A 16,279-nucleotide genomic window follows, 5' to 3' on the forward strand; every position below is an offset into this window, starting at 1 on the left:
ATCGAGGTTGCGCAGGCGCGCCACCAGTTCCTCTGTACGGTCCTGCTTGTGCTCAGGCATTGCTTTCCTCCAGTTCATCGAGCGCGCCGAAGATCAGGTCGAGCTCATCGGCCGCCTGCCCGGCATCACCTTGCAGATGCGTCGCCAGCTGCCCGAGCTGGCGCAGTTCGTAGAATTCCTTGACCGGCAGCTCGACGCCGAATGCACTGCGAATGCGCGACAGCAGCATCACCGCCTGCAGCGAGTGGCCACCAAGGGCGAAGAAGTCGTCATCCAGGCCAACCCGCTCATGGCCCAGCACCTCCTGCCAGATCAACGCCAGTTGCCGTTCGAGTTCAGTCTGCGGAGCACGGAACCGTGCACACGTCGGTGCAGCATCGACCGCAGGCAGGGCCTTGCGGTCGAGCTTGCCGTTGGGGCTCAGCGGCAGGCTGGTCAGCAGCACCAGGTACGTGGGCACCATGTAGTCAGGCAGCAGACTGCGCAGACGCGCCTTGAGCTGCTCGCCCAACTGCGGCGAATCTGGCTGGTGCGCCACCACATAGGCGGCCAGCTGCGTGTCGGCACCGCTGCCGACCGCCAGCACCGCCGCTTCGCGGACTTCGTCCTGCTCCAGCAGGCGTGCTTCGATCTCGCCCAGCTCGATCCGCAAACCACGAATCTTCACCTGGTGGTCGATGCGCCCCCTGTACTCGATCACCCCGTCGGCGCGCTGGCGGGCCAGGTCGCCGGTGCGGTACAGGCGCTGGCCGGTGCCGAACGGGCTGGCGACGAAGCGCTCGGCGGTCAGCCCCGGACGGCGGTGGTAGCCTCGCGCCAGGCCTTCGCCACCCAGGTACAGCTCGCCCACCAGCCCCGCTGGCAGCGGCGACAGATCGTCGGCCAGCACGTAGACGCTGAGGTTGGCGATCGGCTGGCCGATGGGCACGCTGTCCAGGCCTTCGTCGCGGCAGGTCCAGTGGGTCACGTCGATGGCGGCCTCGGTCGGGCCATACAGGTTGTACAGTGCAGCGTTGGGCAGCTTGGCGAACACCTGCTGCTGGGCATCGACCTGCAATGCCTCGCCACTGCACACGATGCGCGACAGGCTGGTGCAGCGCGACACCCCTTCATCCTGCAGGAACACCTGCAGCATCGACGGCACGAAGTGCAGCGTGGTGATGCCCTGCTGCTCGATCAACCGCACCAGGCGCGCCGGCTCGCGGTGATCGCCCGGCGCGGCAACGACCAGGCGGGCGCCGACCATCAGTGGCCAGAAGAACTCCCACACCGACACATCGAAACTGAACGGGGTTTTCTGCAGCACGGCATCCGTGGCATCCAGGCCATAGGCCTGCTGCATCCAGCACAGGCGGTTGCTCAGGGCCTTGTGACGGTTGCCGGCGCCCTTGGGTTTGCCGGTGGAGCCGGAGGTGTAGATCACGTAGGCCAGGTTTTCTGGCTGCGGCTGCACCTGTGGCGCCATCAGCGGGTAGCCCAGGTGCCCCTGCTGGTCGAGGCACAAGGTGGGCAAGCCTGCTGGCAGCGGCAGTTGTGGCAGTAGCTCGGTTTGAGTCAGCAGCAATGCGATACCGCTGTCCTCGAACATATAGGCCAGCCGCTCGCGCGGGTACTCAGGGTCCAGCGGCACATAGGCAGCGCCGGCCTTGAGCACCGCCAGGAGGCCAAGGACCATCTCCACGCTGCGCTGGGCGGCGATGCCCACCAGTACGTCAGGGCCTGCGCCCTGCTCGATCAGTCGGTGCGCCAGCTGGTTAGCCTGCTGGTCCAGCTCGCGATAGCTCAGCTGGCGGTCGCCGAACACCAGCGCAACCGCATCCGGGGTGTTCTGCGCCTGAGCTTCTATCAGGTTGTGGACGCAGGTATCCGACGGGTAATCGACGAAGGTGGCGTTCCACTGTTCGACCACCTGCGCTTGTTCGAGCGGCGCAAGCATGTCCAGCTCGCCCAGTGTGCGCTGCGCATCCTGCGCCAGGGCGACCAGCAACTGGGCCATATGGTCGTTGATACGGCGAATGCGCTGCGCAGTGAAGTGCGCCAGGTCGAAGCTGTAGTGCAGCGCCAGTCGCTCGCCCAAGGTGACCCCCAGGGTCAGCGGATAGCTGGTCAGGTCGCTGTGCCTGGCCGGGCCAAAGCGCAGGCCCTGCGGCGCCCCATGCTCCAGCGCCTCGGAGACCGGGAAGTTCTCGAACACCAGAATGTTGTCGAACAGCGCCTCGCCGCTGTGACCGACCCAACCTTGCACTTCGAACAGCGCGCTGTGCTCATGCTCGCGCATGGCCAGGCTGAGGTCCTGCAGGCCGCGCAACCATTGCGCCACGGTCTGTTGCGCACGCGGGCTGGCGGCCAGCGGCAGGGTGTTGATGAACAGGCCCAACTGGCGCTCCACGCCAGGCAAGTCGGCCGGGCGACCGGCTACGGTCGTGCCGACGGTCACGCAGTCCTGGCCGGTGTACCGCTGCAACAGCAACAGCCAGGCCGCTTGAACCAGGGTGTTGAGGGTGACTTTCTGCTGCCGGGCGAAGGCGTTCAGGCGCTGCGTCGCGACCGTGTCGAAATCATGATGGAACAGTGCGTGGCCGCTGCAGCTAGCCGGCTCGTCGCCTGCCTTGGCCAACAGCGTCGGTGCCTCGAATGCCGCCAGACGTTCTTTCCAGAAGCGTTCGCTGCTCCGCGCATCGCGCTGTTGCAGCCAATGGATGTAGTCGCGGTAACGCCCAACCGGGCGCTCAGACGCCTGGCCGTGGTAACGCTGCATCACCTCGCCCAGCAACTGCGAACTGCTCCAGCCGTCCATAAGGATGTGGTGGTGGGTGAACATCAGGTGATGACTGTGCTCGCCGGTACGCACTAGGGTCAGGCGCAGCAGGCCGGGACACGACAGATCGAAACCTCGGGCGCGGTCCTGCTCGGCCAGCACTTGCAGGGCGGCTGCCAGGTCGTCACGACCCCGCCAGTCGAGGCGGTTGAAATCCAGCGGCAGCTGGCGGTGGATGATCTGCAACTGCTGCCCAGCGCCTTGCCAGGCAAAGGCACTGCGCAGGATGTCATGGCTGTCCATCGCCGCCTGCCAGGCAGCACGAAAACGCTCGACCTCAAGGCCATCGACATCCACGCACAACTGGTTGATGTACTCACCACTGCCCTGCTGCAGCAGGCTATGGAACAGCATGCCCTGCTGCATCGGCGAAAGCGGGTAGATGTCCTCGATCTGGCTGGCGGGCACGGGTAGCGCATCCAGCTGGGCCTGGTCGATGTTCGCCAGCGGGAAGTCGGACGGCGTGAGGCCCATGACCTCGGGCTGACAGCAATGCTCGACCACCGCACGCAACTGCCTATCGAAATCCGCGGCCACGCGGTCGATGGTGGCCGTGTCGAACTGCTCGCCGCTGAAAGTCCAGCGCATTTCCAACTCACCGTCGTAGACCTGGCCCTCCACTTCCAGCCAGTTGCCCAGCGGCGCGTCTTCGCTCAATTCGGCACCCGCGCTCTCACGGGCCGGCAGCAACAGCGCATCAGCGTCGAAGCTGGCGTCGAACTGCCCCAGGTAGTTGAAGGTCACGCGCGGCTGCGGCAAGGTTGCCAGCACATCGCACCCAGGCTGCGCACCCAGGTAGCGCAGTACGCCGAAGCCCAGCCCCTTGGCCGGTACGCCGCGCAGCTGTTCCTTGATGCCCTTGAGGCAGGTGCCCAGGTCCTCGTGGGCGGTCAAACGCAGCGGGAACAGGCTGGTGAACCAGCCAACGGTGCGGCTCAGGTCGACATCGTTGAACAGGTCTTCACGACCATGGCCTTCGAGCTGGATCAGCACGTCGCTCTGGCCAGTCCAACCACGCAGGGTACGGGCCAGGGCGGTCAGCAGCAGGTCGTTGACCTGAGTGCGGTAGGCGGCAGGCGCCTGTTGCAGCAACTGGCGGGTGCCCTCGCGGTCGAGGCGGCTGCGCACGACCTGGCGATGACGGCTTTGCACGCTACCCTGTGGGCGATCGCAGGGCAGGTCGAGCGGGACACCACTCAGTAGGTCGGTCCAATAGCCCAGTGTTTCCTGCATGGCCGGTGCCTGGGCGAGAGCGTGCAGGCGCTCGGCCCAGGTCTGGAGCGAACTGGTCTTGGCCGGCAGTTGCGGCGAGCGGCCCTGGATCAGCTGGGTATAGGCCTGCTGCAAGTCCTCCAGCAGGATGCGCCAGGACACCCCGTCCACCACCAGGTGATGAATCGCCAGCAACAGGCGCTGGCTGCCATCGTTCAAGGTCGCCAACACGGCACGCAGCATTGGCCCCTGGGCAAGGTTCAGACTGGCCTGCGCCTGACTGTTCACTTCACCAAGCTGCTCGACGCTGAGGCCTTCACGGCACCACAACAGGTCATCAGCGCACCCGCTCGGCTCGGCGATCTGCGCCTGCCAGCGCCCGTCCTGCGCCACGAAACGCGAACGCAGGGCATCGTGATGGTTGACGATCGCGCCCAGTGCCTGGCGCAAGGCCCCTGCCTGCAATGCCTGTTTCGGCTGCAGCAGCAACGCCTGGTTCCAGTGATGGCGCGCCGGAATCGCCTGGGCAAAGAAATCGCTCTGGATCGGCAACAAGCCAAGCGGCCCGTGAACTGGCCCCTGGTCGACCACCGCACACGCCTCACCGCGACGAGCGACACTGGCCAGCCCCTGCACGGTCTGGTGCTGGAACAGGTCCTTTGGGGTGAACAGCAACCCGCCCTGGCGCGCTCGGCTGACCACCTGGATCGACATGATCGAATCGCCGCCCAGCTCGAAGAAGTTGTCGGTGATGCCCACCTGCTCACGCTTGAGCACATCCTGCCAGATGCCCGCAATTTGCTGTTCCAGCGCGGTGCGCGGTGCAACATGGTCATGCTGCAGCTGGCGGGTGTCAGGGCGTGGCAGGGCCTTGCGGTCGAGCTTGCCATTGGGGCTAAGGGGCAACTGGGCGAGCAACAGCACCTGTGTCGGCACCATGTAGTCGGGCAGCTGCTCTTGCAAACCAATGCGGATGGTTTCACGCAGCGCAGCTTGGGGGGCTGGGCCTGCATCGACCAACCCGCGGTCGGTCGGCACCACGTAGCCGACCAGTTGCAGGCCGTTGGCCCCCGGCAGCGCCAGCACCAAGGCATCGGCGACTTCTGCGCGCTCCAGCAGCCGGGCTTCGATCTCGCCCAGCTCGATGCGGAAACCTCGGATCTTCACTTGGTGATCGATCCGGCCGGCGTACTCGATCACCCCTTCGGCGTTGAACCGAGCCAAATCGCCGGTGCGGTACAGGCGCGCACCGCACCCACCGTAGGGGTCGGGAATGAAACGCTCGGCGCTCAGGCCTGGGCGCTGGAAGTAACCCCGCGCCAGCAGTTCGCCACCGATCACCAGTTCGCCGACTACACCCACCGGTGCCGGCAGACCGTTGTCGTCGAGCACCAGGATGTTGCGCCCGGGCAGCACGGTGCCGATCGGCAAGGTCAGCGGAATCGGCCGCTGGCCGCTTACATAGTCGTCGCAATCCAGGGTGGTGGCGGTAACCGTCGCTTCGGTCGGGCCATAGGTATTGAGCAGACGCACATGGCCCAGTCCGGCCTGACGCCAGGCCAACAACCCTTCCGGCGGCATTGCCTCACCGCCGCCATGTACCTGGCGCAGCACGCCGTAATCACGCGGGCCGACCGCGGCGAACTCCTTGGCCAGCATGTGCCAGTAGGCTGTGGTCAGGTCCATCACGCTGATGCGCTGCTCGATCAGCTGGCGGTAGAGGGTTTCGCTGTCCCAGATTTCGCTGCCGCGGATCACGACCGAGGCGCCGCAGATCAGGGCCGGGTAAAGCTGCTCGACGAAGCCGTCGAAGTTGAAGGTCGCGAACTGCAGCACCCGGTCAGCGGCGCTGAGGTTGAAAAAACCCAGCGACACGTGGGCGTGGCGCACCAAGGCACGGTGGCTGATACCGACGCCCTTGGGCCGGCCGGTGGAGCCAGAGGTGAACATGACGTAGGCGAGGTTGTCGGCCAGGGCCAGGTTGGGCAGGTCGCTGTCGTCGTCGTGAGCCCAGGCTTGGTCGTGGTCCAGGCACAGAGTCTGCACGCCCTGTGGCAGCGGCAAGCGCTGCAACAGGCTGTCCTGGGTCAGTATCAGGCGGCTGCCGCTGTCCTCGATCATGCATTGCAGGCGGTCGGCCGGGTATTGCGGGTCGAGCGGCACATAGCCGCCTCCAGCCTTGAGTACCGCCAGCAAGCCGACCACCATGTCCAGGCCTCGCTCGAGGGCGATGCCCACCAGTACCTCGCGACCCACACCGCGCTCGACCAGGGTTCGGGCCAGTCGATTGACCTGGGCGTTGAGCTCGCCGTAGGTCAGTCGCCGGCCCTCGAAGATCAAAGCGACCGCGTCTGGCGCGCGCGCCGCCTGGGCCTGGAACAGCTCATGCACTGTCAGCTCGTTCGGGTATCGGGCCTCGTTGCGCCCCCAACCTTCAACCACCTGGCGGTGTTCCTGCTCGTCCAGCAGGGCGATCTCCCCGATACGTTGGCCCGGGTTGCCGACCATCGCCTGCAACACCCGCAGCCAGTGCCGTGCAAAGCGCTCGATGGTGGCTGCCTGGAACAGGTCGCAGGCATAGGTGAAGGCCGCATTGAGCCGCCCCCCCTGCTCGTAGGTGTCCAGGCTCAGGTCGAACTGGGTGGTGCGGCTTTCCCATTCGATGACGCTCAGTTCCAGGCCCTGACCGACGTTCAGGCGAGTGACGTCGGCCACTTCCGGCTGGTGGTTGTACATCACCTGGAACAGGGGGTTGTAGCTCAGGCTGCGTTCGAGCTTGAGGGCATCGACCAGGCATTCGAACGGCAGGTCCTGGTGGTCCTGGGCGCCCATCGAGGCGGCTTTGATTTGGGCCAGCAGCTCGGCCACCGTGGTCATGCCATCCAGCCGGGTGCGCAGCACCTGGGTGTTGACGAAGAAACCGATCAGACCCTCGACTTCGTTGCGATTGCGGTTGGCAATGGGTACGCCGATGCGCAAGTCGCCCTGGCCGCTGTAGCGGTGCAGGACAATGTTGAAAGCCCCCAACAGCAGCATGAACAGGGTCACCCCCTGCTGCCGCGCCAGCGCGCGCGCCTGCTCGACCCACTGCGCATCGAGGGTCAGTTCATGGCGACGGCCCTGGTAGGTCGGCTGCACTGGGCGCGGGTGGTCGGTGGGCAGTTCCAGCACCGGGTGTTCGTCGCCCAACTGCGCCTTCCAGTAATCCAACTGGCGTTGCTGTTCGCCTGCCTCCAGCCAGCGACGTTGCCACAGGGCGTAGTCACTGTACTGGACCTGCAGCGCCGCCAGTTGCGGCTGGATGCCTTGGTCGTGTGCGTCGTAGAAACGGCAGAATTCATCGATCAGCACGCTCATCGACCAGCCATCGGAGACGATATGGTGCAGGGTCAGCAGCAGCACGTGCTCCTGCTCGTCAAGACGCAACAGGCGCACCCGCAGCAGCGGGCCCTGGGCCAGGTCGAACGGCTGCAGCGCCTGGGCTTCGGCCTCGGCCGCGACTTCGGCTTCGCGCTGCTCGGGCGACCATTGGCCGAGGTCGCGCCAGGCAATGCTCAACGCCTGCTCGCACGGGACCTGGCACAGGCTGTCGTCCGGCATCTGGCGGAACACCGTACGCAGGGTTTCGTGACGCTCGACCAGGCTGGCGAAGGCCTGCTCGAGGGCCTGACGGTTGAGCACGCCCTTCAGGCGTACCGCAGCCGGCAGGTTATAGGCGCCGCTGTGTGGGTCCAGGTGCCAGAGAAACCACATCCGCTGCTGGGCAAAGGACAGGGCTTGGCGGTCTTCGGCAGGCACATCACAGGGAATCGGGAACTGGGAGAAGTCCACCCCTTCCTTGCGCAACGCCGCCAGAAATACCTGGCGTTTTTCCACGGGCAGACCGATGAACCGGCGAGCGAGTTTCAGGGCGTCTTCAGCATTCATTTCTTGGCATCCGGAGCGTGGGTCGAATGACCCGATGACAGGTCGTCCCTATAGAACGAACCCAGACCGGAAAAATTAGCGCCGGCCTCTCGGTGGGCCGCGTAACGGTTAAATTGCCGGGCGCACGACTCGTCCACTCGGTGAACCCGATGCCAAAGGACCGACCATGGCCACCCCCTCCTCCCTCGCCAGCGCCATGCAGCGCGGCCTGCGCAAACTGGCTGGCGGGCTGGGGCAGAAACCCAGCCCCTACCGGCTGTTCGACCTGCAACTGGTGCACAAGATCGAGCTGAGCCCTTCACTGTGCCGCCTGGTGTTCACCGGGCCCGATGTGGCCAGCATGAACTGCGCCGGGCCCGACCAGCGGGTCAAGCTGTTCTTCCCCGCGGCGGACGGCAGCCTGCCGGCCCTGCCCCATGACAGTCACTGGAACGAGGCGCGCAAACAGCTCCCGGAGGCCTCCCGCCCGCCGATGCGCACCTACACCATTCGAGCCTTGCGCCGGGCCCAGGCGCAGGTGGACATCGACTTCGTCATGCACGGCGTCAACGGCCCCGCCTCAGCCTGGGCGACCCGCGCCCGCAGCGGTGACTGCTTGCAGATGCTGGCGCCCAACCTGGCCTACCCCAAGGACCCCGGCGGTTACGAGTGGAACCCACCTGCCGGCGTCGGCCGCGTGCTGCTGGCGGGCGACGAGACCGCCCTGCCGGCCATCGCGTGCATCCTCGAAGACCTGGCCGCAACCCAGCAGCCAGCGAAGGTGCAGGCATTCATAGAAGTACCTTTGCAAGCGGACTGCCTGGACCTCCAATGCCCCCGCGATACCCATCTTCACTGGCTGCCGCGCGACGCACTGGGCAGCGAGCCCGGGGCCGCCCTGCGTCATGCCGTCGAGCACCTGGCCGACCTCCCGCAGGTAAAGACACTGGGCACGGCCTGTCATCTGGAAGCGATCGACATCGAGCAACGCCGGCCCTGGGAGCTGGCCCAGGCACGACACGGTGATTTCTATGCGTGGGTAGCCGGGGAGTCCGCCACGGTGATGCAGGTCCGTCGGCACCTGATCAACGACCGACACATGGATCGCGCCTGCCTGACGCTGATGGGCTACTGGCGTCGGGGGCGTTCGTTCGAGTGATGGTTTCGGGTGCCGTATACCCTGTATCGCGCCTGTAGTCGCCGGCTTACCGGCGAAGGGGCTGCCATGCAGCCCCAAGGCACTATCAGAGCGCCGCAGCCAAAGCCTCGGCGAATCGCTGGGCGACCTCGTCGATCTGTTCGGCGCTGATGATCAGCGGCGGCAGGAAGCGCACTACCGCTCCATGACGCCCACCCAACTCCAGAATCAGCCCACGCTTGAGGCATTCGCGCTGCACCTTCGGCGCCAGTTCGCGGTGGGCCGGCGGGTGGCCCAGCGCATCGGCCCGGCCATGCGGGTCGACCAGTTCCACCCCCAGCATCAGACCGCGGCCACGAATATCGCCCAATTGCGGGCAGTCCCGCTGCAGACGCAGCAGATGGCCTCGCAGGCGCTGTCCCATGGCGTCAGCATGTTCGGCCAGACGGTGCTCGCTCAGGTAGTTGATCACCGCCGAGCCCGCTGCCATGGCCATCTGGTTGCCACGGAAAGTACCGGCATGGGCGCCTGGCTTCCAGGTGTCCAGCCAGTTGCGGTACACCACCACCGCCAGCGGCAGGCTGCCGCCGATGGCTTTGGACAGGGTCACCACATCCGGAACGATGCCGGCGTGTTCGAAGGCGAACATTCGCCCGGTACGGGCGAAACCACTCTGGATTTCATCGACGATCAGCGCCACGCCGGCCTGCTCGGTGATGCGGCGTACACCCTTGAGCCATTCGATATCGGCCGGAATCACCCCGCCCTCGCCTTGCACCACTTCCAGAATGACTGCGGCAGGCAACGGCACACCGCTTTCCGGGTCGAGCAGCAGGTTTTCCAGGTAATGCAGGTTGGCTTTCACCCCTGCCTCGCCGCCCAGGCCGAAGGGGCAGCGGTAATCGTAGGGGTACGGCATGAACTGCACGCCATTCCCCAGCAGCGCGCCCAAGGGCTGTTTCGGGCCGTGGCTGCCCATCAGGCTCAGCGCACCCTGGCTCATGCCATGGTAGGCACCGTGAAACGCCAGCACCGTACTGCGTCCGGTGGCCGTACGTACCAGTTTCAGGGCCGCTTCCACCGCATCGGTGCCGGTCGGGCCGCAGAACTGCACTTTCGCTTCACGGCGCAGCGCCTCTGGCAGCACGCCGAACAGGTCCTGGACGAAGCGGTCCTTGACCGGGGTGGTGAGGTCCAGGGTGTGCAGCGGCAGTTCGTCAGCCAGCACGCGCTGGATCGCTTCGATCACCACCGGGTGATTGTGACCCAGGGCCAAGGTGCCGGCTCCGGCCAGGCAGTCGATGAACTGGCGGCCTTCAATGTCCTCGACGTGAATGCCACGGGCGCGCTTGAGCGCCAGCGGCAGGCGTCGTGGATAGCTGCGGGCATTGGATTCCTGCTGTTGCTGGCGCTGCAGCAAAGGGGAATCGGCGAACTCATACAGGGGTTGCGGCGCGCTGGTCGGTAGGACCTGGGCAAGGCTGGAAGCGGTCGACATCGGTAAATCCTCGCAAGCAAGCGAATGTACCCCGTCACGCCCCTGTAACCGGATGTGTGTCGGGTAGTAGTCGCTTGGGAAACGCTTTGGCGCGAGGAGGATTTAGCGTTTGATGTGCGAAATTGTGCAGGGTTCGACGGTCTCATCGCCGGCAAGCCGGCGATGAGGCCAAGGAAGATCAGCTACCCGAGCGTGCTGGCACCTGCAGCAGCACCCGCAGCCCATCGCTGCGACTGTCGAACCTGAGGCTGCCGGCACAACGCTGAACGATCGCCTGCACGATGGCCAGCCCCAACCCGCAGCCGCCGCTCTTGCCAGTGCGCCAGAAACGCTCGGTCAGGTGCTCCAGGTCCTGCTCGGCAATGCCCGGCCCGTGGTCGCGGACCACGAAACCCACCTGTCCATCGGCCATGTGGACATCCAGCTCCACCGCCGCCTCACCGCCATGGCGCAGGGCGTTGTCCAGCAGGTTGCGCAGCGCCGCCACGGCCAGCGGCGCGGGCATGCCCAGGTAGATCTGCGCGGCTTCATCGGGCAGGCGCAAGACGATGCGCCGATTGTCCCCTCCCCCAGCATCCTGCACCGCTTGGCGGGCCACTTGCTCGGCGCTGCACTGCACGCCATCCTCGAACGACAGGCTGCCTTCCACCCGGGCCAGCATCAGCAGTTGCTCCAGCGTGCGGTGCATGCGGTCGGTGCCCTGCTCGGCGTGCTCCAGCGCTTGCTCGCGAACCGCGCCATCGGTCATCCGCGCCACCTGCAGGTGGGTCTTGATGGCGGTCAGCGGGCTGCGCAGTTCATGGGCGGCATCATCGGTCAGGCGCCGCTCGCGCTCGATGGTCTGGGCGATACGCAGGAACAGCTGGTTCTGCGTCTCCAGCAAAGGTTGCAATTCGCTGGGCAAGCCCGCCACCTGAAGCGGCTCGACACTGTCGGCGCGACGCCTGCGCAAGGCATCGCGCATGCGGTTGAGCGGCTCCAGGCCCTTGCCCAAACCGATCCACAGCAAGCCCAGGCTGCCGAGCAATGCCATCAATACCGGCGCTGATGCCGCCAGCAGAATCGACTGGTTCAGCGCTTCACGCTCCTGATGGCGATCGGCGGTGGTGATACGTATGTCGCCGTGGTTATAGGTGAAGGTACGCCACGAAGCTCCGTCGATGGTCTGATCGCGAAAACCACTGCGCTGGTCATCCATGGCGCCGTCGTGCTTGTGGTTGCTGGCGAGAATCTCCCCTCGCAGCGAACTGACCTGGCAGGCCATGCCGTCCGGCACGCTGAACTGATCGGCCGAAAAATGTGCATCTTCGCCCTTGGCGGTCAGAGGCTGCGGCAACTGGTCGACCAGGCCGGCGACCATCCGCGCAGACGCGACCAGGCGCTGGTCGAGGGAGAACATCATCTGCTGGCGCAGGTCTCGCAGCATCCAGGCGGCAGCCAAGGCCCAGATGATAATGAAAGCGCTGCCCAGGATCAGGCTCAGGCGCACGCGCAGGCTCATGGCGCAACCTCTTCAGGCGCCTGGGCCGGCCCCAGACGGTAACCCAAGCCACGCACGGTTTCGACGATGCCATTGCCGAGCTTGCGACGCAGGTGATGGATATGCACGTTCAATGCGTTGCTTTCGACCTCGTCGCTAAAACCGTACACGCAATCCTTGAGCTGCTCGCTGGACAACACCCGACCGGGGTTCTGCAGCAGCGCCTGGAGCAAGGCCTGCTCGCGCCGCGACAGATCCACCGATTTGCCGGCCAGGGTCGCTTCGCAGCTGCTGGGGTCATACTGCAGCGGACCATGCTCGATGACATTCACTGCGCGCCCGGCCACCCGTCGCAGCAGGGTATGCAAACGCGCAGCCAGCTCACGCAGGTCGAAGGGTTTGAGCAGGTAGTCGTCGGCACCGGCCTGCAGGCCGTCGACCCGGTCGGTGACCGCATCGCGCGCGGTGAGCACCAGCACGGGCAGGTTCTCGCCCTGCTGGCGCAGGCGACGCAGCAACTTCAGGCCGTCTTCGTCAGGCAGGCCTAGGTCCAGAATCATGACGTCGAACTGCGCGGCCTGGAGCATGGCACGGGCGCCAGCTGCGTTGGCCACTCGGTCCACGGTCAGGCCCTGGGCGGTGAGGCCGGCGCAGATGCCGCTGGCGATCAGATCGTCGTCCTCGCAGAGCAGAACGTGCATGGTGGGGCTCCCAGGATGGTGTAACAGGCATTGCACTATGGCGCGATTAAGAGGGGATTATGGACCTTGGGTTTTCCGGCGGCGATAGCGGGTTGTCGCGCCGGCTGGGGCTACGTTAACCCTTAGTTAATAAACCCAGGCCAGCATGGCTGCATCCCAAGCATTGCCAAGGCGAAGACATGCGCGTTCTCCTGCTCTTCCTGACATTTCTCCTGGCTGGCCCGCTGCAGGCCAACCCGTTTGACGTCAAACCCGACTTTCTGCCGGTCGACCAGGCCTTCGTCCTGACCCAGGACCGCCAGGCCGATGGCCAGATGCGCCTGTTCTTCCAGATCAAGCAGGGCTACTACCTTTACCAGAAGCGCCTGAAGTTCGACGGCCTGGCGGCCGACCAACACCCACAATTGCCCCCTGCCCTGAACCACCACGACGCGTTTTTCGGTGACAGCGCGGTGTATCGCGACCAACTGGAGCTGCTGATCCCGGCCAGCGCCAAGGGTGAGCTGCGCCTGGGTTGGCAAGGCTGCGCCGATGCCGGCTTGTGCTACCCGCCACAAACCACGGCCATAGACCTTGGCGGCAGCGCCACGGCCGTGGCCGATCAGGCCAGCGACCAGGCATTGGCCAGCAACCTGCAGCAAGCTGGCCTGGCCTGGAGCCTGCTGGCCTTCTTCGGCCTTGGCCTGTTGCTGGCCTTCACCCCGTGCTCGTTGCCGATGCTGCCGATTCTGGCTGGGTTGGTACTCGGCAACGGTGCAAGCGTCCGCCGTGGCTGGGTACTGGCGGGGGTATACGTGCTGAGCATGGCGCTGGTGTACGCGGCGCTTGGCGTTGTCGCCGCGCTGCTGGGTGCCAGCCTGCAAGCCTGGCTGCAACAACCCTGGTTGCTGGGTAGCCTGGCGGGGCTGTTCGTGATCCTTGCCCTGCCCATGTTCGGCGCATTCGAACTGCAACTGCCTGCCGCGCTGCGCGACCGCCTGGACCGTGCCGGGCAAGGCACCCGTGGCGGCAACCTGTACGGCGCCGCGCTGCTGGGCGCGCTTTCCGGGTTGCTGCTGGGCCCCTGCATGACAGCTCCACTGGCCGGCGCGCTGCTGTACATCGCCCAGAGCGGCGATGTCATCGAAGGCGGTCTGGTGCTGTTCACCCTGGGTTTGGGCATGGGTGTGCCACTGTTGCTGCTGGTGACGCTGGGCAACCGTTACCTGCCGCGCCCCGGCGCCTGGATGAACCGCGTCAAAGGCGTGTTCGGCTTCGTGTTCCTGGCCATGGCGCTGTACACCGTGCGCAGCTTGCTGGCTGAAACGCTGGTGCTGGCGCTGAGCGGTGCCTGGCTGATCGCGCTGGCCTGGGCCGCCTGGCCAGCCTTGCAGCGCCTGCCTGCACTGCGCGCGGTACCCTTGCTTGGCGCGCTATGGGGCGGCCTGCTACTGGTCGGTGCCGCCGCCGGTGGTGACGACCCATGGCAACCGCTGCGACCCTTTACCGTAGGCACCGCCGTGAGCGCGACACCGCACAACGCGGATACCTTCACCACCGTAAGCCGCCCCGAGGACCTGCAACGCGAACTGGATGCCGCCAAGGCGCGTGGCCAGTGGGTAATGCTCGACTACTATGCCGACTGGTGCGTGTCGTGCAAGGTCATGGAGAAACAGGTATTTGCCCGTGGCGATGTGCGGGCCAGCCTGGCCGGAGTGCACCTGTTGCGCCTGGACGTGACCGCCGACTCACCGGCCAGCCGCGAACTGCTGCAACGCTACCAGGTACCCGGCCCGCCCAGCATCATCTGGATCGGTCCGGAAGGCCAGGAACGTCGCGCCCGGCGTATTACCGGTGAAGTGGACGCGCCGGCATTCGTGCAACACTGGACCCAGACCAGGAGCCAAGGTTGATGCTGACCATCACCCTCGGGCCGTTGACCATGGCCCTCAACCATCTGCTGATGCTTGCCGCCCTGGCCGTTGCCTGTCTGATCGGCTGGTGGGTCGCCCGGCGTGGTGGCCAAAGCCCCGAGTCGGCGCTGTTCAACCTGTTCCTGATCGGCCTGCTGTGCGCACGCCTGGGCTTCGTCCTGGCCTATTGGCCGATGTACCGCGATGACTGGGTGCAGATCATCGACATCCGCGACGGCGGCTTCCTGTTCTGGTCCGGTTTGTTCGGTATCGTCCTGGCCGCCCTGTGGCAGGGCTGGCGCCAGCCTGGTCTACGTCGCCCGCTGGGTTGGGCATTGTTCAGCGGCGCGCTGTTCTGGGGCATGGCCAGCTTGGGCAGCCACCTGTACAGCAAGGGCACGGAGTTGCCGGATCTGAGCCTGAGCAATGCCGGCGGGCAAGCCGTGGCGTTGCACAGCTACCGAGGCAAGCCGCTGGTGATCAACATCTGGGCCACTTGGTGCCCGCCATGCCGCCGGGAAATGCCGGTGCTGCAGCAGGCCCAGGGCGACTATCCGCATGTGACCTTCCTGTTCGTCAACCAGGGCGAGACGCCGGAAAACGTCAGCACCTTCCTCGCCACCACCGGCCTGAGCCTGACCCACGTGCTCTTTGACGGCACCGGCCTGCTGGCCCAGCGGGTCGGCTCCATGGCCCTGCCCACCACGTTGTTCTATGACGCCGATGGCCGGTTGATCGGCAGCCACCTGGGCGAGTTGTCGCGCGCCAGCCTGCGCCATGCCCTGGAACCTTTCGAACGGGCCAGCGCGCCCGCCCCTGCCGCACAAGGAAAATGACATGCGATCGACTGCACTGCTGCCCCTGAGCCTGGCCCTCCTGGCCGCCCCGATCCTGCAGGCAGAAGAGCTGCCCAAGGCGATCCAACAGATCCAGGCCAAGGGCGCCGAGATCAAGGGCAGCTTCGACGCCCCCAACGGCCTGCGCGGCTACGCCGCCGAATACCAGAACAACGGCTTGGCCCTGTACCTCACCCCTGATGGCAAGCACGTGCTGGTCGGCAGCCTGTTCGACGAACAGGGCAAGGACCTCAGCGCCGAGCCTTTGCAGAAGCTGGTCTATGCGCCGATGAGCAAGGAAATTTGGGTGAAGATGGAGAAAACCGCCTGGATCGCCGATGGCAAGGACAATGCGCCGCGCAAGGTGTACCTGTTCAGCGACCCCAACTGCCCGTACTGCAACATGTTTTGGGAGCAGGCGCGGCCCTGGGTCGAGTCGGGCAAGGTGCAGTTGCGCCATATCATGGTCGGCATCATCCGCGAGGACAGCCCGGGCAAGTCAGCTGCATTGTTGGCCGCCAAGGACCCGGCCAAGGCGCTGGCCGAGCACGAGAGGGCCGGCAAGGGCAGTACGCTCCAGCCGTTGGAGAACGTGCCTGAGAAGGTACAGAAGCAGTTGGAGGCGCATCTCGCCTTGATGGAGGAAATGGGGTTGCAGGCTACGCCGGCGATTTTCTATCAGGACGAGCAAGGGAATCTGCAGAGCCAGCAAGGGGCGCCGCGGCCGGAGATGTTAGGGAAGATTCTGGGTAAGCGGTAAATGCGTAGAGGGGGGGCTGTGCGGCGCTTGCCCTGGGT

At 65.7% G+C, this 16,279-nt stretch carries 8 protein-coding genes; 4 read left to right on the forward strand and 4 right to left on the reverse strand.

What is annotated here, in order from left to right; translation table 11 throughout:
• Positions 1-52: 52 nt before the first annotated feature.
• On the reverse strand, positions 53-7,957 hold the full coding sequence (locus tag VXM67_RS18350) for an amino acid adenylation domain-containing protein (protein ID WP_367237264.1): 7,905 nt from the start codon (positions 7,955-7,957) through the stop codon (positions 53-55).
• Positions 7,958-8,123: 166 nt separating this feature from the next.
• Between VXM67_RS18350 and VXM67_RS18355 the strand changes: the two genes are divergently transcribed.
• Positions 8,124-9,095 (forward strand): siderophore-interacting protein, encoded by a 972-nt coding sequence (locus tag VXM67_RS18355; protein ID WP_367237265.1) that lies wholly within the window; start codon positions 8,124-8,126, stop codon positions 9,093-9,095.
• Between the two features lie 85 nt (positions 9,096-9,180).
• Here the strand turns inward: VXM67_RS18355 and VXM67_RS18360 are convergent, their stop codons facing one another.
• The 3 genes from VXM67_RS18360 to VXM67_RS18370 form a co-directional block, all read right to left on the reverse strand.
• Complete coding sequence (locus VXM67_RS18360; RefSeq protein WP_023381389.1) at positions 9,181-10,572, reverse strand: aspartate aminotransferase family protein; 1,392 nt, start codon at positions 10,570-10,572, stop codon at positions 9,181-9,183.
• Positions 10,573-10,750: 178 nt separating this feature from the next.
• Positions 10,751-12,073, reverse strand: coding sequence for an ATP-binding protein (locus VXM67_RS18365; RefSeq protein ID WP_367237266.1), 1,323 nt, complete (start codon positions 12,071-12,073; stop codon positions 10,751-10,753).
• Positions 12,070-12,753, reverse strand: coding sequence for a response regulator transcription factor (locus VXM67_RS18370; protein ID WP_023381391.1), 684 nt, complete (start codon positions 12,751-12,753; stop codon positions 12,070-12,072). Before VXM67_RS18370 ends, VXM67_RS18365 begins: the two co-directional genes overlap by 4 nt.
• A 179-nt stretch (positions 12,754-12,932) precedes the next feature.
• On the opposite strand from VXM67_RS18370, the gene dsbD reads away from it, so the two are divergent.
• The 3 genes from dsbD to dsbG are packed head-to-tail and all read left to right on the forward strand — an operon-like array spanning position 12,933 to position 16,241.
• Positions 12,933-14,645 carry a protein-disulfide reductase DsbD gene (dsbD, locus tag VXM67_RS18375; protein WP_023381392.1) on the forward strand — a complete coding sequence of 571 codons (1,713 nt, stop codon included), beginning with the start codon at positions 12,933-12,935 and terminating at the stop codon, positions 14,643-14,645.
• Positions 14,645-15,481: a TlpA disulfide reductase family protein gene (locus VXM67_RS18380; protein ID WP_023381393.1), complete on the forward strand. Its 837-nt coding sequence runs from the start codon at positions 14,645-14,647 to the stop codon at positions 15,479-15,481. Before dsbD ends, VXM67_RS18380 begins: the two co-directional genes overlap by 1 nt.
• Position 15,482: 1 nt before the next feature.
• The gene (gene dsbG / locus VXM67_RS18385) at positions 15,483-16,241 is read left to right on the forward strand and encodes a thiol:disulfide interchange protein DsbG (RefSeq protein ID WP_023381394.1); all 759 of its coding nucleotides are present in this window, start codon (positions 15,483-15,485) and stop codon (positions 16,239-16,241) included.
• Positions 16,242-16,279 lie beyond the last annotated feature (38 nt).

This window comes from Pseudomonas sp. Rh2 (genome assembly GCF_040762985.1).
Taxonomy (GTDB): domain Bacteria; phylum Pseudomonadota; class Gammaproteobacteria; order Pseudomonadales; family Pseudomonadaceae; genus Aquipseudomonas; species Aquipseudomonas taiwanensis.